The organism is Fodinicurvata sediminis DSM 21159 (assembly GCF_000420625.1).
Classification (GTDB): Bacteria; Pseudomonadota; Alphaproteobacteria; order Kiloniellales; family DSM-21159; genus Fodinicurvata; species Fodinicurvata sediminis.
Genome location: NZ_ATVH01000014.1, coordinates 431,260 through 453,564, shown reverse-complemented (window position 1 = coordinate 453,564; position 22,305 = coordinate 431,260). Strand labels below are relative to the sequence as shown.

The window sequence follows — 22,305 nt, the reverse complement described above, 5'->3', positions numbered from 1 at the left end:
GGGTTCCTTGAAGGTTCGGCTGGGCCACGGCGTCTGCGAACAGCAACCGGGATTGCAAATAGGGCAGCCGCAAGGCCGGTCAAGCTGTCCTGCTGTCAAGACGTCCGCTGTCAAGGCGTGCAAGGACAAGCCCCGACTTGCCGTAGCGGCGGCGGTCGAGCACCTGCAGGCCGCCGGGCAGCTCTTCGGGGTGCTTTCCATCGGTTTCCATGACGATCAGGCTGTCGCCATCGATCCAGCCGCTTGTCTGCAGGGCCTCGACGGCAGGCGCCAGCAGGCCCTTGCCATAGGGCGGATCCAGGAAGACCAGGCCGCAGGCGCGCCGCGCGGCAGGCGGGCGCAGGGCATCGCCCTCGCGCACCTGACAGCTAGCTGTCAGGTCAAGCTTCGTGATGTTCCGGCGCAGCAGGACCAGGCTGTCGCGGTCCCTGTCCAGAAATGTGCATTCGGCAGCACCACGGGACAGGGCTTCCAGCCCAAGTGCGCCGGTTCCGGCAAAGGCGTCCAGGACGAAGGCGCCCCGCACGAGATTGCGACCGTCGAGCAGGCTGCCGCTTTCCAGGATCGAAAAGAGCGCTTCGCGCGTGCGGTCGCTGGTCGGGCGAACGGCATGCCCCTTTGGCGTTTCCAGGGCTCGGCCGCGCAGCTGTCCGGCAACGATCCTCATGGGCTCGTCTTGCGCCTGCTTTTGGCAGCGGGCGCACGCGCGGGGCGTGAAGCCGGCTTTTCCCGTTCCGGCTTGGCCTGTCTTCCCGGCCGGCGCGTCTTTTCCGGCTGTTGCGGCAGGCGGTTGCCCAGTTGTTCGCGCAGGATCTTGGAGGGCACCTCCTCGACATGCCCCTCCTTCAGGTTGCCCAGTTGGAAGGGGCCGTAGGCAACGCGGATCAGGCGATTGACCTGATAGCCCAGATGTTCGCAGAGCTTGCGGATCTCGCGGTTCTTGCCTTCGCGCAGGGCGAAAGTCAGCCAGGAGTTGCGCCCGCGCGTGGAATCCAGCCTGGCCTGAACGGGGCCGTAGGAAACACCATCCACCGTCAGGCCGTCGGCCAGGCTGGCCAGGTCGCGTTCGTTGACGCTGCCGAAGACACGCACGCGGTAGCGCCGCAGCCAGCCGGTCGCCGGCAGCTCCAGCTGCCGCTTCAGCCCGCCGTCGTTGGTCAGCAGCAACAGCCCCTCTGAGGTCAGGTCCAGCCGCCCCACAGGCATGACACGGGGCATTTCGTCGGGCAGGCCATCATAGATGGTTTGCCGTCCCTGGGGGTCCTGTGCCGTGGTCAGGACGCCGCGCGGCTTGTGAAGGCGCCACAAGCGCGTTTGCTCGACGGCGGGCAGCAGCTCGCCATCGATGGTCACGCGCTGGCCGGGACGCACCCGCACCGCCGGTGTCTCCAGGGTGTCGCCGTCGACGGCGACACGCCCCTGGGCAACCAGGGTTTCCGCTTCGCGGCGTGAACAGACGCCGGCACGCGCGATCAGTTTGGCGATGCGCTCGCCCTCGGTGGCGCTCTGGGATTCGGTCATGATCTCACTTGTCGTATTCAAAAGGCGCTGGCGCGTTTAAAAGGTGCTGGCGAAGTTTTAAAAGGGGTTGGCGCGGGGGCGTCAGATCCGGTTTTCCTCGTAGTCCCCGCAGGACAGGCCGAAGGCCGCCAGTCCCTCTTCCAGATAGTCGGCCAGTTGCGGCATGCCCAGAAGATAATAGGCCGTGCGCAGATTGAAACGGTCGGCTGCGGCTTCCACCACATCCGCCCATTCCTCGGCCTCGTAATCGCCCCGTCCGATCCAGGTCAGTGCGATCAATTCAATCTGCTCGTCCTCGGGCAGCGAGGCGATGTAGTTCGCAAGCTCCTCGCCCAGGGGGTCGTTGTCGTCATGCCCGTCCAGCTCGTCGAAGGCCTCTTCGTGGTCCAGGTCGAATTCGTCGTCGCCCTCAAGACGCTCGGGGTCGTCGATGAGGTCTTCCTCCTCGAATTCGTGGAACCGCGCGATGATGTAGCAAACCTTGTCGGGATCAATCTGCAGCATCCTTGTGCCTCCGTTCCGTGGGCTGCCCTGTTCTGCCCGTTCACGCAGTCATCTGCACCCTTACCTTGATCCTTGACCTGGTGCAATCGCGGCGCTTGTCTTGAACCCGTGACAAGCAGCAAGACAGGACCCGGCCAGCCATGATAGCGCGCAGGGACTACATGAAGGAAGCGCTGGATCAGGCCGCGCGCGGCGCGCAGGCCGGCGAGGTGCCCGTGGGCGCCGTGGTGGTCGCGCCGGATGGGACCATTCTGGCCAGTGCGCACAACCGGGTGGAGCAGGACGACGATCCCACCGCGCATGCCGAGCTGTTGGCCCTGCGTGCGGCTGCGGCCGGGTCGGGCAGTGCGCGGCTCGCCGATTGCGACCTCTATGTCACGCTGGAGCCCTGTGCCATGTGTGCCCAGGCCATTGCCTTCGCCCGCATCCGGCGCCTGTATTTCGGGGCCTATGATCCCAAGGGCGGCGGTGTGGATCACGGCGCGCGGATCTTCCAGCAACCGACCTGTCATCACCAGCCCCAGGTGGTGGGCGGCCTGCAGGAACAGGCCTGCGGCGATCTGTTGAGGGATTTCTTCCGCGACCGCCGGGCGGCCCAGGCCCGTGACCATCAGCAATAGCAGGGCCCAAAAGGCGAGAGCCGCGCGGGGCAGCGCGGCTCTCTGGGCAGAAAAGGAAGCAGATGCTAGGGACGGAAAACAGCTTCCATGCTTATGAGCCTGCCGAAAAAGATTTAAGGAGTGATTAAAGCGATGGGGCGGTTTTTTGAATCATGTATCGCAATTCCCATCAGTCATATTTGTACCGGGATGTTGCTGGCAGAAGCTGGCCACGCTTGGATGCAGTACGGCCACCATGCTTTTTTATCTTATATTTAAAGTGCGCTTATCGGCACATAGCTGACAGTTTATTCCGGATACATGGTTTTCGGCAGCCGCGAACACCGATCTGGTGCGCGCATTGCTGCTGGACCTTCTCGCTCAAGCGTCTGTGAACGGACCGGACGCCATGGTTCTGTTCCAGGGAGTGCTCCCAGCACGCGCAGAAAAGGGCACTAGCCGGTGAGAGCGGGGACTTTCCGGCAGTTCAGAACATTTCTCGGGGATTGAAGTTCAGAATCATATCGCTCCAAAGCGCATAATCTTCGGAAGGCAGGTCGAAAGGCTGGCATTCCGATATTGCGCGCCGGGCATTCTCGGCGGCTTTTCGGTAATATCTATCATTGTTCATTCGTGAGGTGTTCTGGATCTCTGGCGTTCGACGCAAGCTGCCATCCCTCGCCAGTTGAACACGTATGGGAACCACCAGATCCTCGGCGCGCTGGGCACCAGCGTCAATTCGCCAGCAGCGCGCAATCTGAGCCTGAATAGTCTCAGCCAGCTTTTGCGTGGGCTCCATCGAAGACAGATTGTGGTCCTCAGCAGACGAGGATTGTTTGGCCTTCTGTTGCTCCATCTCTTCAATGTTTTTCAGAATCGAGGATAGACGGTCTTCTTCCTGCTCTGGCTTGGATTGTTCAGCATTTGCCTGATGATCTTCAGTGGCGTCATCGGTTACGGCTGACTCCGGAGGGGCCCACTTGCAACGCTCTTCAATATTCCCAATAACCTCGTCGAAACCACCGGTCATGAAGACGGCCATAACAGATTTGTTCTCGTTAACCGGCACTTGTACGACCAGACGATCCATGCCCTCCCAGCTTCTCATGCGCTCGATGGCTGCGCCCCGATATAGGCCGGTGGCCGTCTTGTCCAAAATCTGCCACGTCTCTATTTCCGGATTGTTCTTATCCTTCCGCCACCGCACAGTAACCTCTTCATCAAAAAGATGGATTGCGCGGTTCCAGAGAATAGTAAAATCAGTGACGTAGTCACGGCAGCGCAGAGCTAGGATAGGTGTTTGCCTGATGCCAAAGCTGTTTCCGACTGGGGATTCTGCAGGCAGCATATAATAAAGCTCTTCAAAATCGGTCATGGGTGAGATGCGCTCCGTCACCCACCAACCGCCAATATCTGTGCGCGCCGCAATCTCCTCCAACTGCTTTTCGATGGAAGGTTCCCTGAAGTTTTCCAGTGCTTTTTTTAACTTTTCTTTGCCCTCGTCGGCCAAAGCAGGGACGCCGAAAAGGCAGACCACGGCAAATGTGATGCATCCAACCCTATTCACTGCGTTTCCCCTTACAAGCTTCAGCCAATGGTAGCGCAATGGCCGCGTAAAGTCAGTCATATCGCCAGCACTCATCCGGCAATAATTAGGGCGTTATTAGTGACGTCTGTTACGTCTGCGGGTTTCGGAGGCAAACCCTTCTGGCCCCCATCATGGAGTTTCGGGCCAACTTGTCCCACTATTATCCTCAGTCTGACCTCGCCCACCCACAAAATCAGCAGATATCTAAGGAACCTTATAAGCTTCTCGACTGGCTTTAGCCCGCCTGCTACTACTAGCTGAAATGCTTTAGGTGGAATGCAATGAACAAGACTGGGGGTCTCATCGCAATTGCTGTCGGGCTCTCTGGCTGGCTGCACCAGAGCGGACATGCGGCATCAAAACGAGCTGACGCTTTAGCCGGGGTCCGAGCTGCAGGCCTTCAAATTTAGGCTTTTAGCTGGTTCTGACTTCCCTGAGGATGACCCCGAAGCTGAAGCGGTGCGCGTTGAATATCTCGAAGAGCACCTAGAGATGAATAACCTCTGCCCGGACGGCTACACTATCCACCAGCGCGACGTGGTTGTGGCGAGTGAAGGCGCATTTGGCCGCTCCAGGATTTATTATTACGGCCACTGCGAATAGCCTTTCAGACGGCCAGCACTCGCGGGTGGTGCGGATGTGATGCTTCTGGCTTCTGAAGAGAGATGCATTCGGCGGAGGTTGGTGGTAATGTACGAGGGTAACGAGGCGAATATGGCCTACTTTCTTTCGCCCAAGACAAAGCCCAGATAACGATGATGACCCGGTTTGATGCAAATACTGTGATCTCGGCATTCACCGAACAGCAGGTAGAGCGCCTGACGGGGATTAGTGTACATCGTCTTCGCCGTTGGGACCGGACGGGCTTCTTCCGTCCCGGATATGGTGCCGAGAATCGCAGGGCGCCTTACAGCCGCATCTATTCATTTGTTGATGTGGCTGCCCTACGTGTCCTGAGCATGCTGATCACCCAACACAACGTCCCGGTTCGTCACCTTCGGCAAGTTTCGGAAAGACTTGGCAAGCTCGATAATGCGGAATGGACGCGGGTTCAGCTCTATGTGATGAACCGCAAGGTCATATTCGATGACCCCGATCAGGGCCAGCAGCGTGAAGTGGTTAGTGGGCAATACATGCTACCTATTCCCCTGGCGCAGGTTGTGTCCGATACCCGCCGCGACGTGCAGCAGCTGTCGAAGCGCAGCGCGGAGCAGACAGGCAAGATCGAACGGAACCGCTACGTCTCTCACAATGCTCCGACCATAGCGGGTACACGCATTCCCGTTGCAGCAATCAAGGCTTTTGACGAGGACGGCTACTCGGTCAAGCAGATCAAGGCTGAGTTTCCTGGCCTGACCGAAGCGGATATCCGGGCCGCAATCGGTTACTCGGAAGATGCTGCAGCCGCGTGAGCGGGAGCAAGGAAACGCTCCGGTTCTTTCTGGACGAGGGTGTTCCGGATTCGGTCGGCAAGGCCCTTGCCCAAGCCGGTCACACCGTCATCTACTTGCGCGATGCGATCGCAACCGGATCTCCTGATCAGCTTGTTTGTGCCGTGGCGGAAGCGAACGAGGCCATACTTGTGGCCCATGATGGTGATATGAGACAGCTGGCAAAACGCCATGGCGTTAGCGCCAAGCGATATAAGCGCCTGAGTTTGATCAAGCTGTCGTGCCGAGAAACACAGTCGGCAAAACGAATAGAGGGCGCCCTGTCTCTGATTGAGCATGAATGGCATCACAGCAGGGGAGCTAAGGACCGGCGCATCTTTATTGAGATCGGCAAGGAATCCATTAGCACGAAGCGCTAATCAGTCGCCCGGAAAAGGCACCAAGCTCCGCTCCGGCGGGGCTTCTTGCGGTGGTAACATGGTGGTGACACGAAAAGACGACCCGCTTCCAGTCTCTGCCGCTGTTTTGATTTACCTAATATTTTTAGGAGGTTCTTGGTGGAGCCGAGGGGAGTCGAACCCCTGACCTCAGCAGTGCGATTGCTGCGCTCTCCCAACTGAGCTACGGCCCCACACAAGCCGCCGCACGCCTGCATTTGCCGGTGCGTGCAGCGTCGGGAGCGCGGATAATGGTCACGGGCGCGGAGGCTGTCAAGCCTCTGCGTGGCGGCGCCTCAATGGGCCTTCGTGTCCGGGCTGACTCCTTGAAAGACAAGGGAGAAATCCTTGCGGGACCGGCCTGACTATGGCTATAGGTGGGCCGCACCCACAGCCAAGGGGGAGTCCCGGCCGCATGCATGCGCTTTTTTCCATTCTGGACCTGGTCATCAACATCTACATCTGGATCCTGATCGGCTCGGCGGTGCTGAGTTGGCTGGTGGCCTTCAACGTGGTCAACACCAGCAACCGCGTCGTCTACATGATCGGGGATTTCCTCTATCGTGCCACGGAACCGGCGCTGGCGCCGATCCGGCGGATCCTGCCCAACCTGGGCGGCATCGATATTTCGCCGATGATCCTGATTCTGCTGCTGATCTTCCTGCGCAACCTGCTGTTCTACGATATCTATCCCGCCCTGAGCTGAGGGCCGGCCCAGATCATCGGCGGTGCCAGTTCATCGGCAGTGTCGGTGGTGGCGCCGAATGCGACGTTTCCGGGTTGGCTGTCCAGTGCGGGGGCAGGGAAAGTGCCCCGGCACGCTTAGAACGCCTCAGGAATAAGGAAGAGAGCATGACGGACGCCAGCATCATCGACGGGAAAGCCTTCGCCGCCCGCCTGCGTGAACGCGTGGGCGCGGAAACGGCCCGCCTGAAGGACGCGGCCGACCTGACGCCCGGCCTGGCGGTGGTCCTGGTGGGCGAGGACCCGGCCAGCCAGGTCTATGTCCGCAACAAGGGCAAGCAGACCGTCGAGGCCGGCATGGAGTCCTTCGAGCACCGCCTGTCCGCGGAGACCAGCCAGGAGGAGCTGCTGGCGCTGGTGGAGGCCCTGAATGCCGATCCCCGGGTTCACGGCATCCTGGTGCAGCTGCCCCTGCCGGATCAGATCGATTCGGCAGCGGTGCTGGATGCCATCGACCCGGCCAAGGACGTGGATGGCTTCCACGTCATCAATGCCGGACGGCTGGCGACGGGACAGGACGCGCTGGTGCCCTGCACGCCGCTTGGCTGCCTGATGCTGCTGCGCCATCACCTGGGCGATCTTTCGGGTCAGAAGGCCGTGGTGGTGGGTCGCTCCAATATCGTCGGCAAACCCATGGCGCAGCTGCTGCTGGGCGACAGCTGCACGGTCACGATCGCGCATTCACGCACGCGCGACCTGCCGGCCGAATGCCGCAATGCCGATATCCTGGTCGCCGCAGTGGGGCGGCCGAAGATGGTCAAGGGCGACTGGATCAAGCCTGGGGCCACGGTGATCGACGTGGGCATCAACCGCATCGAGGGCGCGGAAGGCAAGACCCCGCTGGTCGGCGACGTGGACTTCGACGAGGCGGTGAAGGTGGCCGGCGCCATCACGCCGGTGCCGGGTGGCATCGGGCCGATGACCATTGCCTGCCTGCTGGCCAACACGCTGACTGCGGCCTGCCGCGCCAAGGGCCTGCCGGATCCCGATCTGAAGCTGTGATCCTTCGAATCTCGGAAAACACCCTGCTCTCGGTTCCGGGCTGCAGTTTCCGTTCGAGGAGGCCGGGCAGCGTCATACGTCCTGGCCGGCGGGCCTTGAAGGCGCGTTAGGGAGAGACTTCCGGCGCCAGGGTCAGGGCAGGTGCGTCGGGAAGTGCCTCCAAAAGGGCCAGCCGTTCCCGGTCCGTGTCCGCTCCGCTCACCTCATGCGTCCAGACACGGAACAGTTTCATGTGGTGAGGGCCGAAGGACGTCACCATGGCCCCATCGGCTGCGTCCTGGCCGCGTACCATCAGGACGCGCCCGATCCGCGGAGTGTTGTGACGGGCGTCGAAGGTGAACCAGCGCCCTTCCAGGAAGACTTCGAACCAGGCAGAGAAATCGCCGGCGCCACTGGGGGGCGCCTCGATATCGCCCAGATAGCCGCTGGCATAGCGGGCGGGGATGTTCATGGCCCGGCAGAGCGCGATTGCGAGATGCGCGAAGTCCCGGCAGACGCCAGTGGCCTCGCGCATGACATCCACGGCGGTCTTTGTCGGGCGCCCGAAGTGATAGCCGAAGGTAATGTGGTTGTGCACCCAGTTGCAGATGGCCTGGACCCGGGCCCAGCCAGGCTGCGTCTGCCCGAACAAGGCCCAGGCGCGTTCGGTCAGTTCATCGGACTCGCAGTAGCGGCTGGCACTCAGATAGCCGAGAACTTCGGAGGGCAGGTCCTGTATGCTGTGTTGCCGGGCGTTCCAGTCGAAAACATCCGGCAGGCCGGAGTTCTCGACGATGCAGTCCGACCAGAGCTTCAGCGGTCCGGGGGGTGCGGTGAGGCGGGTTCGGCGGTTGCCATAGCCGTCGATGTACTCCTGAAGGGACAGGTCGCGGTCGCTGCGCACACGGTCGTCGCCGATCACGCGGCCGTCGTAGTCGGGGTGTGGCGAAAGCGCCAGGATAAGCGGCGTTTCGCTTTTGCACTCAAGGACGAGTTCGTATCCGATGCGGATAAACATGATGACTTTCTATGGCTGGTGACTGGTTTCCGCCGGACGCGGCATTTATGCTGGCCCAGCAAAAGCGTTGTGCAGGTTGCCGGGCTGCAGGTGCGGCGCAGGCATCCAGCGCAGTCATCCTTTGGAGGAACCGCTTGCTTCACCAGACAACTCGGAAGTTCGGCTGGCAATGACCACGCTGCGCATCAATCACCGTACCACATATACCTATGACGGACCCGTGACCTTTGGGGCCCATTACCTGAGAATCCGTCCGCGTGATGGTCATGACATGCGGATTCTGGATTCCTCCCTCAGTGTGACGCCTACGGCCGAGGTCCATTGGGCGTTCGATACCTTCGGAAATTCGGTGGCGCGGCTGACGTTTCATGAGAAGGCGGACAGGCTGGTCATCGCGAGCGACCTGTTACTGCGCCGTTACGGTCTGGACGATCCGGAAGCGCGGATAGAGCGCTACGCCGGTCCCTGGCCCTTTACCTACGAACCCGAGGAGGCCTTCGATCTGTCGCCTCTGCTCCATATTCACAGCCCCCAGGACCAGCCCGTGCTCAAGAGGTGGCTGGCCGAGAAACTGCCCGAACGGCTGGAGGGAAGTTTTCAGGTGCTGGACCTGCTCAGCAGCAGGATCCACGAAAGCTTCACCTATCGCAGGCGGGAGGAAAGCGGTGTGCAGTCGCCTGCGGAAACCCTGGCGATTGGCAGCGGGACCTGCCGGGACTTTGCCTACTTCTTCATGGAGGCGGCCCGTTCTTTGGGGTTCGCGGCACGCTTCGTCACGGGCTATCTCTATGACCCGGCCGAGGCGGAAGAGCAGAACAGCGCCAGCCTGAGTGGCGGAGGTGCGACCCATGCCTGGGCGGATATCTTCGTTCCGGGGGCGGGATGGATCGAGTTCGATCCGACCAACCAGATCATAGCCGGACGCAATCTGGTGCGTGTGGCGAGCACCCGGACACCGGAACAGGCCATGCCGGTCAGCGGCAGCTATCATGATGGAGGCTCCAGCTTCCTCTCCATGGAGGTGGAGGTCTCCGTGGTGCGCTCAGAGGAAGAATAGGCCTTCAGCTGCTGAGTCTCGCCTATGCACCCTGGTTCTCGCCGACGCGCCCTGGGTTCCGAGCCGGGGCCCGATCCGGCTTACTCCATCACGATCTTCGGGGCAGCTTTCTGTGTGCCTTGGAACAGCTTGTCGCGCACCTTGCCGGCGATCTCGGCAAAGGCCTTCGAATGCGGGCTGTCAGGGTTCGAGATCGTGATCGGCCGTCCGCTGTCCGAGGTTTCGCGGATGTCGATGTTGAGCGGAATCTCGCCCAGGAAATCACAGCCCAGGCGCTCGGCCTCGGTCTTGGCGCCGCCGTGGCCGAAGACATGGGATTCATGCCCGCAGTTGGGGCAGACGAACAGGCTCATGTTCTCGATGATGCCAAGCACCGGCACGTCCACCTTGCGGAACATGTTGAGGCCCTTGCGCGCATCCAGCAGCGCGATGTCCTGGGGGGTGGAGACGATGACCGCGCCCGACAGCGGGACCTGCTGGGCCATGGTCAGCTGGGCGTCGCCCGTGCCCGGCGGCATGTCCACCACCAGCACGTCCAGATCGCCCCATTCCACGTCGCGCAGCATCTGCTGCAGGGCCGACTGCACCATGGGGCCGCGCCAGATCATCGGTGCATCCTCGGCCACAAGGAAACCCATGGACATGCAGGAAATGCCATAGTTCTGCATGGGTTTCAGGATCTTGCCGTCCTCGCTCTGCGGCCGGCCCGTGATGCCCAGCATGCGCGGCTGCGAGGGGCCGTAGATGTCGGCATCCAGGATGCCGCACTTCAGGCCCAGTAGGCTGAGCGACAGCACCAGGTTGGTGGCCACGGTGGATTTTCCGACACCGCCCTTGCCGCTGGCCACGGCAATGATGTGCTTCACGCCGGGTGCCAGTTGGCGGGCCTGCTGTCCGCCCTGCTGTCCTGCCGCCTGTTGTTGCGGCGCGCCCTGTCCCTGGCCGGCGGAGGACTGTCCGCCCTCGCCCTGTCCGGCGCCGCGGTGGGCGGTCAGAATGGCGCTTACGGAAAGCACGCCCTTCACCTTCTCGGCCGCCTGTTCGGCTTCCTGGCGCAGGGGTTCCAGTTCGGGACCCCGGGCCGGGTCCACCTCGATGGAGAAGCCGACATTTCCGTCCTTCACGACCAGGCCGCTGATCATGCCACGTTGGACGATGCTTTCTCCGCTGTCGGGATCACGTACCTGTTCCAGGGCTTCGAGAATGTCGTTTTCGCTGGGTCCGCTCATACTGGTCTTTTCCTGTGGCCTGATGGCATGTAGATGGATTTTTCGCCGCAGTAACAAGTTGCGGCTTTCTAACAGTGTATCGCGTGATATATGGTCCGCACGTCCGTTCTTACACAAGGGCGGACCGCATGAATGTAGAGGGAGTGAATGCATATGCCTTGGCAATCGTCCGGCGGTAGCGGTGGCCCTTGGGGCGGCAGCGGCGGCAGTGGCGGCGGCGGCTCATGGGGGCGCGGCGGATCTGGCGGCGGCAACAATTCCGGTGGCGGTGGCGGGCAGCGTCCTCCCGATTTCGAGGATATGATCCGCAAGGGTCAGGAGCGCCTGAAGGGCCTGATGCCGGGTGGATTCGGCGGCGGCAAGATGATTGTCCTGCTTGTAATTGCCGTGATTGTCATCTGGTTGCTGTCCGGCCTGTACCGCGTCCAACCGAACGAGGAAGGCGTGGTCCTGGTCTTCGGGCGTTATACGGAGACGACCGAACCGGGCCTGCACTGGAACTGGCCGGCACCCATCGGCGAGGTGGAAACGCCCTCCGTGGAGAGCATCAACGCCATCGAGATTGGGTTCCGCACGTCAGGAACGTCCGGAGTGGCGCAGGATGATGTTGCCCAGGAAAGCCTGATGCTGACCGGGGACCAGAACATCATCGATATCGATTTCAACGTGCTTTGGCGCGTTTCCGATGCGCGCAACTTTCTCTTCAACATTCGCGAGCCTTTCGAGACGGTGAAGACCGCGGCCGAGAGTGCCATGCGCGATATCATCGGCCAGACCGAGATCCAGCGCGCCCTGACAGAGTCCCGTGGCGATATCGAGGGGCAGACACGTGAACTGCTGCAGTCCATCCTGGACAGCTATGGTTCGGGCATTTTGATCACGCAGATCCAGTTGCAGCAGGTTCAGCCTCCCGAGCCGGTGGCCGATTCCTTCAACGACGTGCAGCGTGCGCTTCAGGACCGGGACCGCTTGCGCAACCAGGCGGAAGCCTATCGCAACGACATCCTGCCGCGGGCCCGCGGTGAGGCGCAGCAGATCATTCAGGAGGCCAACGCCTATCGCGAGAGTGTCGTTGCCGAGGCTGAAGGTGAGGCCAATCGCTTCCTGAGTGTCTACGAGGCCTATGCGGAATCGCCGGAAACGACACGCCAGCGCCTATATCTGGAGACGTTGGAGGAAGTCTACGGCAGCACCCAGAAGATCCTTCTCGATTCCGAAGGGTCCCAGGGCATCGTGCCCTATCTGCCACTTAACGAGTTGAATCGCCGAACGCTGAGCGACAGCCCGCCGGTCCGAACCGACACGCCGTTGCGTTCAACCGGTAGCCAGTCCAACCAGTCCGGCCAGTAAGCGAAGGGAGAGAAGTCATCATGTCACCGCGCTTTCTGCTGCCGCTTGGCATCCTGATCATCATTGCAGGCGTTGCCCTGTTCAGTTCGGCCTATATCGTTCGGGAAACCGACCAGGCGCTCGTCCTGCAGTTCGGTGAACGCAAGGCCCTCAACACGGAACCAGGGCTCTATTTCAAGATCCCCTTTATCCAGAACGTGATCTTCTACGAAAAACGCGTTCTCAACCTGGATCCGCCGACCGAGCGTGTCCTGCTGGCCGATCAGAAGCCCTTGCTGGTGGATTCCTATGCAAGGTTTCGAATTGCCGATGCTTTGCAGTTCTATCAGGCCGTACGCTCGGAACAGGTCGGTGAGGATCGCTTGAGTGTGATCGTGAACTCGGCCATGCGTGCCGTTCTGGGTAACGAAACCCTGGCCAGCATCCTGTCCGAGGAGCGCACACGGATCATGACCCTGATCCAGGAGCAGGTGAATCAGGAAGCTGACAGCCTGGGCATGGAGATCGTCGATGTGCGAATCCGGCGATCCGACCTGCCGGACGAAACCAGTCAGGCGGTCTACAACCGCATGATCTCCGAACGTGAACGTGAAGCGGCGGAGTTCCGCGCTCAAGGTGAGGAGCAGGCCCAGCGCATTCGGGCCACGGCCGATCGTGAGGCCACTGTTATCCGGGCCGAGGCGACCCGGGAGAGCGAAATCCTGCGTGGTCAGGGTGACGCACAGCGGACACGTATCCTCTCTGAAGCCTATGGCCAGGACCGGGCCTTCTTCACCTTCTATCGCTCCATGCAGGCCTATCGTGAAGGCTTGAGCGGCGACAACTCCACACTGGTGCTTTCGCCCGACAACGAGTTCCTGCGCTACTTCAACCAGTCGCTGCAGGACGGCGAGTCGGCACCGGAACCCCAGGACGCCCAGTAATACGGGACGCCCGGTTATGTGGATATTGCGAGTACAGACGGGCGCCGTGAATGGCGCCCGTCGGCTCTCGTGACATGACGGGGGGCGACCTTCTGGTCGGGCTGGGCCTGGTCTTCGTGATCGAGGGCCTTGTATTGGCCCTCTTCCCGAATCTGCCCGAGCGGATACTGGAGCAGATACGTGACCTGCCGCCGGAGGCCCTGCGCTATTCCGGACTGTTCTCTGCCCTCCTGGGGATATTCCTGATCTGGCTTGCGATCTGAGCGTCCGGGCGCGGGATAAAAATTCTTGGGCAGCGGGCTTTCCCCGTACAGTTCCCTGAGGCTAGACTGACTGCGACATGCTTTCCGGTGTGTTGTCTGCCCCTGAAATGCCAAGCGGAACGGAAATATCAGATGTTCGACCTTATCAAGGCCAGCGCCCAGCAGAACTCAAGCAAAGCAGCTATAGCACCAGGCCGGCCGGGCCTTGCGGTGCTGCAGGCCGGAGTGCTGCTGATTATCGGCGTTCTCCTGACCGTGCCCGCCCAGGCACGCTCGGCACCCGATAGTTTCGCCGACCTGGCCGATGAGCTGCTGCCGACGGTGGTCAATATCTCGACCAGTCAGGTGATCGAGGATGACGGCCGCCTCGACAATTTCGAGGAGCTGTTCCGCGAATTCTTCGAAAGACGCGGCAACGGCGGCGAAAGCCCCGATTTCCCGCGTCAGCGCCGGACATCTTCACTGGGGTCAGGCTTCATTATCGATTCCAGCGGTTATATCGTCACCAACAACCATGTGGTTGCCGAGGCCGACGAGATCACCGTGCGCCTGTTCGACAACACCGCGCTCGAGGCGGAAATCGTGGGCACGGACGACAAGACCGACCTGGCCCTGCTGAAGGTGGAGACGGATCGCGACCTGCCGGCAGCCAAATGGGGGGACAGCGATTCCGCGCGTGTCGGTGAGTGGATCCTGGCCATCGGCAACCCCTATGGTCTTGGCGGCTCGGTAACCGCGGGCATCATTTCCGCCCGCCAGCGCGACATCAATGCCGGCCCCTACGATGATTTCCTGCAGACCGATGCCTCGATCAATCGCGGCAATTCGGGTGGTCCGACATTCGACATGGACGGCCGCGTGATCGGCGTGAACACGGCCATCTTTTCCCCCTCCGGCGGCTCCGTCGGCATCGGCTTCGCCATTCCTTCCGCAATGGCGCGCAATGTCATCGATTCCCTGAAAGAGCATGGCGAGGTTCGTCGCGGCTGGCTGGGTGTGCAGATCCAGACGGTGACCGAGGAACTGGCCGAGGGCCTGCGGCTTGACGAAGCAAGAGGCGCGCTGGTGGCTTCTCTTTTCGAGGGCGGCCCGGCTGAACGGGGCGGCATCCAGCAGGGGGACGTGATCCTGGAATTCGATGGCCGTGAGGTCGCGACGATGCGTGAACTGCCGCGCATGGTGGCGGAAACTCGGGTCGGCAGAGATGTCGACGTGGTCGTCTGGCGTCGGGGCGAGGAGCGTACGCTGAGCGTCACCCTGGGCGAGATGGATGACGAAGCCCTGTCCGGTCCGAATTCGGAGGATACGCGTGACCCGCAGCCGGAACCGGAGAGTGGGTCTTTGGATGACCTGGGACTCGAGCTGGGGAGCCTGTCGGAGGAACGCCGGAACGAGTTCGGCCTTGCCAGGGATGTCGAAGGAGTCCTGGTGACGGAACTTGATCCCCTGGGCCTGGCCGCGGAGGCGGGCCTGCAGTTGGGAGACGTCATCGCCGAGGTGGACCAGGAGCCGGTCTCGCGCCCTTCCGAGATCGAGGAGCATGTCGCGGCGGCGCGGCAGGAAGGCTATCGCGTGATCACGCTGCTGATCCTGCGGGGCAACGATTACCTCTGGGTGGCCTTGCCACTGGGTGAGGAGTAACCAGGACCAGGAGCCTGTCCTGCTTGCGTCTTCAGTCCGGCTGTATCTCGGAAGCCTGGTAGCCCTGAAGATAGAGCAGGCCTGTCAGGTCGGCATGATCCAGGCAGGTGTCCATGGCTTCACGCAGCAGAGGCTTGGCGCGCCAGGCGACTCCCAGGCCTGCTGCCGACAGCATTGCCAGGTCATTGGCGCCGTCCCCCACGGCAACTGCGTCCTTGGTGGAGAGGCCCCGTTGCTGCGTGAACTCCTCAAGACTGGCCAGCTTCGCCTCGCGGCCAAGGATGGGGGGCAGGACTTCGCCACTCAGCCGTCCCTCGCGTATCTCGAGACGATTGGCGCGCACCTGGTCAAAGCCGCAGGTCTGGGCGATGGGATCGGCGAAGAAGGTGAAACCGCCCGAAACCAAGGCACAAAAGGCACCCTGGGCCTTCATGCTGGCAACCAAGCTGCGGGCCCCCGAGTTCAGGGTCATGGCCTGCACGGCCTCTTCGAGTACCTCCTGCCTCAGTCCTGCCAGCTTGCGCACACGCTCGCGCAGGGCGCTTTCGAAATCGAGCTCTCCCTGCATGGCGCGTGCGGTGACCGCCGCGATTTCGTCGCGCAGTCCCAGGCTGTCGGCCAGTTCGTCCAGCATCTCTTCGACGATGATGGTGGACTCCATGTCGGCGATCAGCAGCTTCTTGCGGCGGCGCTCGGTCGGGAGCACGGCAATGTCGAACGGCTGTCCGGCGAAGTCCTTACGCAATGCTGCAAGAGCATCCGCTGGGGCCGCATCATGGAAAGGAACCTCCACGGCGATGCCGTCGGCAAGCCAGTTGGGGCTTTCTGTTCTGGCGCCAAGCCGGGCGAGACCTTGACAGGCTGCTTCGCTATCCTGTTCACGCAAGGGCGTTCCGGCCGGATCGGCCAGCAAGATGGATATCCAAGTCATGAGTCAGGACCCTATAGACAGAGCGCCCGTCCGTCACAAGGGCCTTGTTGAGCAGGAGCGCGATCCCTCGGTGAAGGCTGACCTGCCGCCAGCGGTGGTCGTGGCCGGTCCCACGGCCAGTGGCAAGTCGGGCCTGGCCCTGAGACTGGCCGAAGCCTTCAAGGGGACGGTGATCAATGCCGATTCCCTGCAGGTCTATCGGGATATTCCCCTGCTCTCGGCCCAACCCGGAAAAGAAGAGCAAGAACGTGTGCCGCACCGCCTCTATGGTTTTGCGGACGCTGACGCACGCTTCACGGCGGCGCACTGGGCCGCGTTGGCCGAGCAGGAAATGCAGGCGGCGGAGCTGGAAGGACGCCTGCCCATCCTGACGGGCGGGACCGGGCTTTACCTGAAGGCCCTGGAAGAAGGCCTGGCAACGGCACCGGCCGTCGCCCCGGAAACACGGGATTCGGCCCGCCGGCGCCTGGAGGATCTGGGGCGGGAGGCCTTTGTCGAAGAAGTCAGGGAACTGGATCCGGAGACGGCGCGGCGCCTGCACCCAAACGATACCCAGCGCCTGCTTCGTGCCTGGGAAGTGGCACGGGAAACCGGTCGTTCCTTATCCGCCTGGCAGCGAGAAACATCACTGGCGCCTGCGCCCTGGCGCTTTTTCTGGCTGGTGCTGCTGCCGCCGCGCGCGGAACTGGGCCCTGTCTGTGACCAGCGTTTCCTTGAAATGGTGGATGCCGGCGCGCTTGAGGAAGTTCGCCGGTTGATAGCACTGGAGCCGCCAGAGGATGCCACGATCCGCAAGGCAGTGGGTGTCCGGGAACTGGCTGCCCATCTGGATGGCGCGTTGTCCCTGGAGGCCGCGATACAGGCGGCGCAACAGGCCACACGCCGCTATGCCAAGCGCCAGACGACCTGGTTGAGGACTCAGGTTCTCAGACATAAACAGAATGTTCATTTGGAACAGACGAAATTTTCTGAAAGCGCAGAGGGAAGAATCTTTCCAATTATTCGTCAGTTTGTGTTGACCCCCCACGGCTGAGGGTCTAGCTTGCCGAGAGTCGGCGGCGCAGGGGTGCGGCGAGGTCCGGATGGATCGTTTGCGCGCATTCCCGAGAAATGCGCAGCCGGCTTGGTTTTTCGGAGCCGAAATGTTTTTCTCGGCAGAAGGGTGTTGCTAGCTGCGCACGCCGATGGGCGGTTGGCGCAACGCACAACCCGAACGCAGGATGAATGGAAGTGACGACATGAGTACGGAAAGCGCACAGGATACCGAACTGCAGAGTGGCGCCAGATTGCTGATCCAGGCCCTGATCGAGCAGGAGGTCGATGTCGTATTCGGCTATCCCGGTGGTGCCGTCCTGCCCATTTATGACGCGCTTTTCCAGCAGAACAGCATTCGTCATATTCTGGTGCGCCATGAACAGGCGGCCGTGCATGCAGCCGAGGGCTATGCCCGTTCGACGGGCAAGGTAGGCTGCGTCCTGGTGACCTCAGGTCCTGGGGCGACCAATGCCGTGACCGGCCTGACGGACGCCCTGATGGACTCCATTCCCGTGGTCTGCCTGACCGGCCAGGTGCCCACGCACCTGATCGGCAACGATGCTTTCCAGGAAGCCGACACCACGGGCATCACACGGCCCTGTACCAAGCACAATTACCTGGTCAAGGACGTGAACGACCTGGCCCGGCAGGTGCATGAAGGCTTCTATGTTGCGCGCAGCGGCCGGCCCGGCCCGGTCGTGATCGATCTGCCCAAGGACGTTCTGCAAACGGACGGCCGCTATACCCAGCGGGGCGAGGTCAAGCATCGCAGCTATCGCCCGCAGGTGAAGAGCGAGCCCGGGCGCATCCGCGAGGCCGTGAAACTGATTTCCGAGGCGCGCCGCCCGATCGTCTACTATGGCGGCGGGGTCATCAATTCGGGCGAAAAGGCCACGGAGGAGCTGCGCAAGTTCGTCAAGACCACGGGCATGCCGTGTACGAGTACCCTGATGGGATTGGGCGCCTATCCCGGCAGCGATCCCCAATTCCTGGGCATGCTGGGCATGCACGGGACCTACGAGGCCAACCTGGCCATGTACAACTGCGACGTCATGATCAACCTGGGGGCCCGCTTCGATGATCGCGTGACCGGCAAGCTGTCGGAATTCTCGCCCAATTCCCAGAAGATCCACGTGGACATCGATCCCAGTTCCATCAACAAGTCGGTGATGGTGGACCTGCCGATCATCGGCGATGTGGGGGAAGCGCTGGAGGCCATGAACAAGGCCTGGAGCGAGAAGGGCAACAGCCTGGACCAGGACAGCCTGAAGGCCTGGTGGAACCAGATCGAGGAATGGCGTGCGCGCCACTGTCTGGCCTATCGCCAGGATGGTGAGGAGATCAAGCCGCAGCATGCCATCAAGCGGCTGTACGACTTGACCAGCGACAAGGATGTCTACTTCAGCACCGAGGTTGGCCAGCATCAGATGTGGGCCGCCCAGTACATCAAGTTCGAGGCGCCCAATCGCTGGATGACCTCGGGCGGTCTGGGCACCATGGGTTACGGCCTGCCGGCGGCAATGGGTGTGCAGGTCGCGCACCCGGAGTCCCTGGTGATCGATGTGGCGGGCGAAGCCTCGATCCTGATGAACATCCAGGAGATGTCGACGCTGATTCAGCACAAGTTGCCGGTCAAGGTCTTCATCGTGAACAACCAGTGGATGGGCATGGTCCGGCAGTGGCAGGAGTTGCTGCATGGCGGGCGCTACTCGGAAAGCTACACCGACTCCCTGCCGGATTTCGTCAAATTGGCGGAGGCTTTCGGGGCGACCGGTATCCGCTGCACCAAGGCCTCGGAACTGGACGACGCCATTCGCCGCATGGTCGAAACGCCGGGGCCGGTGATTCTGGATTGTTGCGTGACCCAGAACGAGAACTGCTTCCCGATGATTCCCTCTGGCGCGGCGCATTACGAAATGCTCATGGGACCCGATGACCGGGCAGCCAAGCCGATTTCGGAAGAAGGCATGGTGCTGGTCTGAGCCGACATTTCCGGCTGGCAGCAGACGCAAGCAAGAAACAATAAAAGACGGTTTGAAATGGCATATGGTCCCAACCCGCAAGTCGGGGAAGAAATCGCGACGCACACCATTGCTGTGCTGGTGGACAACGAACCGGGTGTGCTCGCCCGCGTCATCGGCCTGTTCTCGGGCCGTGGCTACAACATCGAATCCCTGACGGTGACCGAGGTCGATTCCTCGGAGCATCTCTCGCGCATCACCATTGTCACCAGTGGAACGCAGATGATCCTGGAGCAGATCAAGGCCCAGTTGGGTCGTCTGGTCCCGGTCCACCGGGTGAGCGACCTGACGCGCGAGGGCCCGCATGTGCCGCGCGAGCTGGCGCTTGTGAAGGTGGTGGGAACCGGCGAGAAGCGGGTCGAGGCCTTGCGTATCGCTGACGTCTTTCGAGCCCGGGTGGTGGATTCCAGCCATGACCACTTCATCTTCGAGATCTCAGGCGACAGCGGCAAGTTGAACGCCTTTACCGAATTGATGGGGCCGCTGGGCCTGTCCGATATCAGTCGCACGGGGGTGGTGGCCATCGCGCGCGGCGCAGAAGGCCTGTAATAGAGGGAGCCTGTAGGCGAGGGCCTATGTAAGTGCGGTCCTGTGTCGTTGCGGCTGTCGATGCGGGCGGCTAGAAGGAGCGTTGCGTTTCATGACCGTGCTTTCGGGGGCGGTCCGATCACGGGAGAGCCCAGCCTCAGTGGGCAGAGTGCAGGCCGGTGCACGCGCCAGAGGCTCTTCAAACCATCATCGAGACCGGTGACCGTCCCGGTCGATGTCCGGCTGAACCCGGGCAGGTCACCAGAGAGGGAGAAAGCCAATCATGCGCGTTTACTACGATCGCGACGCCGATGTGAACCTGATCAAGGGCAAGAAGGTCCTGATCGTGGGCTATGGCAGCCAGGGCCATGCCCATGCCATGAACCTGCGGGACAGCGGCGTGAAGGAGGTCCGCATCGGCCTGCGTGCCGGGTCGCGCTCCGCCCCCAAGGCGGAAGCCGCCGACTTCACCGTCATGACTCCGGCCGAAGGTGCCGCCTGGGCCGATGTGGTCATGATCCTGACACCGGACGAACTGCAGGCCGATCTCTACAACGACGAACTGCACGAGAACTTGAAGGAAGGCGCAGCCATTGCCTTCGCCCATGGACTGAACGTTCACTTCAAGCTGATCGAGCCGCGTGCCGATCTGGACGTCTTCATGGTGGCGCCCAAGGGCCCTGGCCATACCGTGCGCAGCGAATACGCCCGTGGTGGCGGCGTGCCCTGCCTTCTGGCCGTCGAGCAGAACTCCAGTGGCAACGCACACGAAATCGGCCTGTCCTATGCCGCGGCCATTGGCGGCGGGCGCGCCGGCGTGATCGAGACCTCCTTCCGCGAGGAATGCGAAACCGACCTGTTCGGTGAACAGGTGGTGCTCTGTGGCGGGCTTTCGGCCCTGATCACCGCGGGTTTCGAAACCCTGGTCGAGGCCGGTTATGCGCCGGAGATGGCCTATTTCGAATGCCTGCACGAGGTGAAGCTGATCGTCGACCTGATGTACGAGGGCGGACTGGCCAATATGCGCTATTCCATCTCGAACACGGCCGAATACGGCGACTATGCCTCGGGTCCGCGCATCATTAACGAAGAGACCCGGGCCGAGATGCGTGAAGTGCTGGAGGATATCCAGTCCGGCGCTTTCACCCGCGACTGGGTGCTGGAGTGCAAGGCGGGGCAGCCCAGCTTCAAGGCGACTCGTCGCCGGCATGCCGAGCATCAGATCGAGGAGGTCGGCGCCAAGCTGCGCGAAATGATGCCCTGGATCTCGGCCAACAAGCTGGTGGACAAGGAAAAGAACTGAAGCTGTCCTGCACAGTGATCGTTTGGGAAAAGCCGGGGCCTGCCCCGGCTTTTCTATTTCCTTCGCCTATTCGACGCCGTCGCGCAGTTCCAGAAGGCGCACCGTCAGGTCATAAAGCCGCAGGCCGTCTGAAATCCGGCTGTCGCTCATTTCAACATGCATCAGGCCCTCGGTCAGGGTGACCTCGGCCCTGCCATCAGGCAGGGCCTCGGCCAGGCGCAGGCTTTCGCTGTAGGGAATGACCGGATCGTCGCGCCCGTGCAGCAGCAGGATTGGGAAGTCGAGTGCGTCAAGGAAGCGTCCTGCCAGGTTCAGGGCGGCAAGTTCGCGCCGCAGTTCCTCGGGAAGCGATGCTATGTGCGCCGTCACCTCGTCCGGGTCATCGTTCTCCAGCAGCGCCAGAACGGCCCGGCCCTCCGGGCCGAGCCTGGAGCGCAATGCGGATATACTGGCAGAGGGGTCAGAAAGCTTGGTTGCTGCCAGTCTGCGCAGTGTTGAAGCATCATCGGTATTGTCCAGGCGTTCCGCATTGGCCTGCAGGAACATCCAGCGCGCCTTGGGGTGGGGCTGACCTTCCTGCCAATCCTGGTTATCCGGTCTGCGAAAGGCGCCGGTGGTGAAGTAGCGCACCACGTTCTCGGTATCGTAATAGCCGCCGATGGCCAGCATGAAGTCCGGCCTGTCTTGTGGCGCTGCCTGGCTGGCCGCGATCAGGGCCGGTCCCGCTGCATAGGAAATGGCCACCAGGCCCAAGGGGCGCGTTTCTGTTTCGGCCGATCCTGAAAGATGCTCAAGAAGCGCGCCCAGGGCGTCTGCGTCCTCTGCCGAGACCTTCAGTTCACGCAGGTTGGTCAACTCGGGCACGATCACCCTGAATTGCGCCTGGGCCAGCAACTCGGCGAATTCCACCAGCCTCGGGTCGTTTCGGCCCTGGGGCGTGACACCGGGCACCAGCAGGAGGTTTGCACGCTCCTGGCCGTCCGTGCGCGTGTAGACATCAACCTCGAAAGTTCCCTGGCTGCTGTCCAGCCGTCCCGACTCCCGGCTGATGGCAGGGGTGTCGTCACGCTGGCTTCCGGAGAAGCTGTCCAGCAGTGCAAGTGCCTCGCCGCCACGCTGGGAGCAAGACGGCAGCAGGACCAGGGCCAGAAGAATAGCCGGGAGCAAGACCCCCCGGTGGCGGTGGAAAGGCGGCAGTGGACTCATGGTCCAGACAGCCTGTCAGGCGAATGTGGCAGAGG

At 61.9% G+C, this 22,305-nt stretch carries 22 protein-coding genes and 1 tRNA gene; 14 read left to right on the top strand and 9 right to left on the bottom strand.

What is annotated here, in order from left to right; translation table 11 throughout:
- Positions 1 to 79: 79 nt before the first annotated feature.
- From rsmD to G502_RS0110035, 3 genes are all read right to left on the bottom strand, one after another.
- Positions 80 to 667 (bottom strand): 16S rRNA (guanine(966)-N(2))-methyltransferase RsmD, encoded by a 588-nt coding sequence (gene rsmD, locus G502_RS0110045; RefSeq protein WP_026989319.1) that lies wholly within the window; start codon positions 665 to 667, stop codon positions 80 to 82.
- Positions 664 to 1,521: a pseudouridine synthase gene (locus G502_RS19610; RefSeq protein WP_051152120.1), complete on the bottom strand. Its 858-nt coding sequence runs from the start codon at positions 1,519 to 1,521 to the stop codon at positions 664 to 666. Before G502_RS19610 ends, rsmD begins: the two co-directional genes overlap by 4 nt.
- A gap of 81 nt (positions 1,522 to 1,602) precedes the next feature.
- Positions 1,603 to 2,025 (bottom strand): DUF3775 domain-containing protein, encoded by a 423-nt coding sequence (locus G502_RS0110035; RefSeq protein WP_022728543.1) that lies wholly within the window; start codon positions 2,023 to 2,025, stop codon positions 1,603 to 1,605.
- 140 nt (positions 2,026 to 2,165) lie between these two features.
- Here G502_RS0110035 and G502_RS0110030 point away from each other — a divergent pair, with 140 nt between their 5' ends.
- Positions 2,166 to 2,645: a nucleoside deaminase gene (locus G502_RS0110030; protein WP_022728542.1), complete on the top strand. Its 480-nt coding sequence runs from the start codon at positions 2,166 to 2,168 to the stop codon at positions 2,643 to 2,645.
- Between the two features lie 466 nt (positions 2,646 to 3,111).
- Here G502_RS0110030 and tolA read toward each other — a convergent pair whose 3' ends face one another.
- Positions 3,112 to 4,251: a cell envelope integrity protein TolA gene (gene tolA / locus G502_RS21445; protein ID WP_162140969.1), complete on the bottom strand. Its 1,140-nt coding sequence runs from the start codon at positions 4,249 to 4,251 to the stop codon at positions 3,112 to 3,114.
- A gap of 719 nt (positions 4,252 to 4,970) precedes the next feature.
- On the opposite strand from tolA, the gene G502_RS21440 reads away from it, so the two are divergent.
- Together G502_RS21440 and G502_RS19595 are read left to right on the top strand one after the other, a co-directional pair.
- Positions 4,971 to 5,624 (top strand): DUF433 domain-containing protein, encoded by a 654-nt coding sequence (locus G502_RS21440; RefSeq protein ID WP_026989317.1) that lies wholly within the window; start codon positions 4,971 to 4,973, stop codon positions 5,622 to 5,624.
- On the top strand, positions 5,621 to 6,022 hold the full coding sequence (locus G502_RS19595) for a DUF5615 family PIN-like protein (protein WP_022728538.1): 402 nt from the start codon (positions 5,621 to 5,623) through the stop codon (positions 6,020 to 6,022). Before G502_RS21440 ends, G502_RS19595 begins: the two co-directional genes overlap by 4 nt.
- Positions 6,023 to 6,158: 136 nt before the next feature.
- Here the strand turns inward: G502_RS19595 and G502_RS0110010 are convergent.
- A tRNA-Ala gene (locus G502_RS0110010) sits at positions 6,159 to 6,234 on the bottom strand.
- 221 nt (positions 6,235 to 6,455) lie between these two features.
- Here G502_RS0110010 and G502_RS0110005 point away from each other — a divergent pair.
- Together G502_RS0110005 and folD are read left to right on the top strand one after the other, a co-directional pair.
- On the top strand, positions 6,456 to 6,746 hold the full coding sequence (locus G502_RS0110005; RefSeq protein WP_022728537.1) for a YggT family protein: 291 nt from the start codon (positions 6,456 to 6,458) through the stop codon (positions 6,744 to 6,746).
- 146 nt (positions 6,747 to 6,892) lie between these two features.
- Positions 6,893 to 7,786 (top strand): bifunctional methylenetetrahydrofolate dehydrogenase/methenyltetrahydrofolate cyclohydrolase FolD, encoded by an 894-nt coding sequence (gene folD, locus G502_RS0110000; RefSeq protein ID WP_022728536.1) that lies wholly within the window; start codon positions 6,893 to 6,895, stop codon positions 7,784 to 7,786.
- A 106-nt stretch (positions 7,787 to 7,892) separates the two neighbouring features.
- Here the strand turns inward: folD and G502_RS19590 are convergent, their stop codons facing one another.
- Entirely contained in the window at positions 7,893 to 8,783 is an 891-nt protein-coding gene (locus G502_RS19590) for a transglutaminase-like domain-containing protein (RefSeq protein ID WP_022728535.1), read from the bottom strand.
- Positions 8,784 to 8,952: 169 nt separating this feature from the next.
- Between G502_RS19590 and G502_RS0109990 the strand changes: the two genes are divergently transcribed.
- Positions 8,953 to 9,840: a transglutaminase family protein gene (locus tag G502_RS0109990; protein WP_022728534.1), complete on the top strand. Its 888-nt coding sequence runs from the start codon at positions 8,953 to 8,955 to the stop codon at positions 9,838 to 9,840.
- An 80-nt stretch (positions 9,841 to 9,920) separates the two neighbouring features.
- Here G502_RS0109990 and apbC read toward each other — a convergent pair whose 3' ends face one another.
- Entirely contained in the window at positions 9,921 to 11,069 is a 1,149-nt protein-coding gene (apbC, locus tag G502_RS0109985) for an iron-sulfur cluster carrier protein ApbC (RefSeq protein WP_022728533.1), read from the bottom strand.
- A gap of 153 nt (positions 11,070 to 11,222) precedes the next feature.
- Between apbC and hflK the strand changes: the two genes are divergently transcribed.
- From hflK to G502_RS0109965, 4 genes are all read left to right on the top strand, one after another.
- The gene (hflK, locus tag G502_RS19585) at positions 11,223 to 12,419 is read left to right on the top strand and encodes an FtsH protease activity modulator HflK (RefSeq protein WP_081649765.1); all 1,197 of its coding nucleotides are present in this window, start codon (positions 11,223 to 11,225) and stop codon (positions 12,417 to 12,419) included.
- 20 nt (positions 12,420 to 12,439) lie between these two features.
- The gene (hflC, locus tag G502_RS0109975; protein WP_022728531.1) at positions 12,440 to 13,342 is read left to right on the top strand and encodes a protease modulator HflC; all 903 of its coding nucleotides are present in this window, start codon (positions 12,440 to 12,442) and stop codon (positions 13,340 to 13,342) included.
- Between the two features lie 50 nt (positions 13,343 to 13,392).
- A complete protein-coding gene (locus tag G502_RS0109970; RefSeq protein ID WP_022728530.1) occupies positions 13,393 to 13,605 on the top strand; it encodes a DUF2065 domain-containing protein in 213 nt (70 codons plus the stop codon).
- 132 nt (positions 13,606 to 13,737) lie between these two features.
- Complete coding sequence (locus G502_RS0109965) at positions 13,738 to 15,246, top strand: DegQ family serine endoprotease (protein ID WP_022728529.1); 1,509 nt, start codon at positions 13,738 to 13,740, stop codon at positions 15,244 to 15,246.
- A 31-nt stretch (positions 15,247 to 15,277) separates the two neighbouring features.
- On the opposite strand, the gene serB is transcribed toward G502_RS0109965, so the two are convergent.
- Complete coding sequence (gene serB, locus G502_RS0109960) at positions 15,278 to 16,177, bottom strand: phosphoserine phosphatase SerB (RefSeq protein WP_022728528.1); 900 nt, start codon at positions 16,175 to 16,177, stop codon at positions 15,278 to 15,280.
- On the opposite strand from serB, the gene miaA reads away from it, so the two are divergent.
- The 4 genes from miaA to ilvC all read left to right on the top strand — a co-directional run bounded on the left by miaA (position 16,176) and on the right by ilvC (position 21,064).
- Positions 16,176 to 17,210 carry a tRNA (adenosine(37)-N6)-dimethylallyltransferase MiaA gene (gene miaA, locus G502_RS0109955; protein ID WP_022728527.1) on the top strand — a complete coding sequence of 345 codons (1,035 nt, stop codon included), beginning with the start codon at positions 16,176 to 16,178 and terminating at the stop codon, positions 17,208 to 17,210. The genes serB and miaA overlap by 2 nt on opposite strands.
- 205 nt (positions 17,211 to 17,415) lie before the next feature.
- Positions 17,416 to 19,194 (top strand): acetolactate synthase 3 large subunit, encoded by a 1,779-nt coding sequence (locus G502_RS0109950; protein ID WP_026989313.1) that lies wholly within the window; start codon positions 17,416 to 17,418, stop codon positions 19,192 to 19,194.
- 57 nt (positions 19,195 to 19,251) lie between these two features.
- Entirely contained in the window at positions 19,252 to 19,782 is a 531-nt protein-coding gene (gene ilvN, locus G502_RS0109945; RefSeq protein WP_022728525.1) for an acetolactate synthase small subunit, read from the top strand.
- Positions 19,783 to 20,044: 262 nt separating this feature from the next.
- Positions 20,045 to 21,064, top strand: coding sequence for a ketol-acid reductoisomerase (gene ilvC / locus G502_RS0109940; protein ID WP_022728524.1), 1,020 nt, complete (start codon positions 20,045 to 20,047; stop codon positions 21,062 to 21,064).
- A gap of 66 nt (positions 21,065 to 21,130) precedes the next feature.
- On the opposite strand, the gene G502_RS19580 is transcribed toward ilvC, so the two are convergent.
- The gene (locus tag G502_RS19580) at positions 21,131 to 22,270 is read right to left on the bottom strand and encodes an alpha/beta hydrolase (protein WP_022728523.1); all 1,140 of its coding nucleotides are present in this window, start codon (positions 22,268 to 22,270) and stop codon (positions 21,131 to 21,133) included.
- Between the last annotated feature and the right edge of the window lie 35 nt (positions 22,271 to 22,305).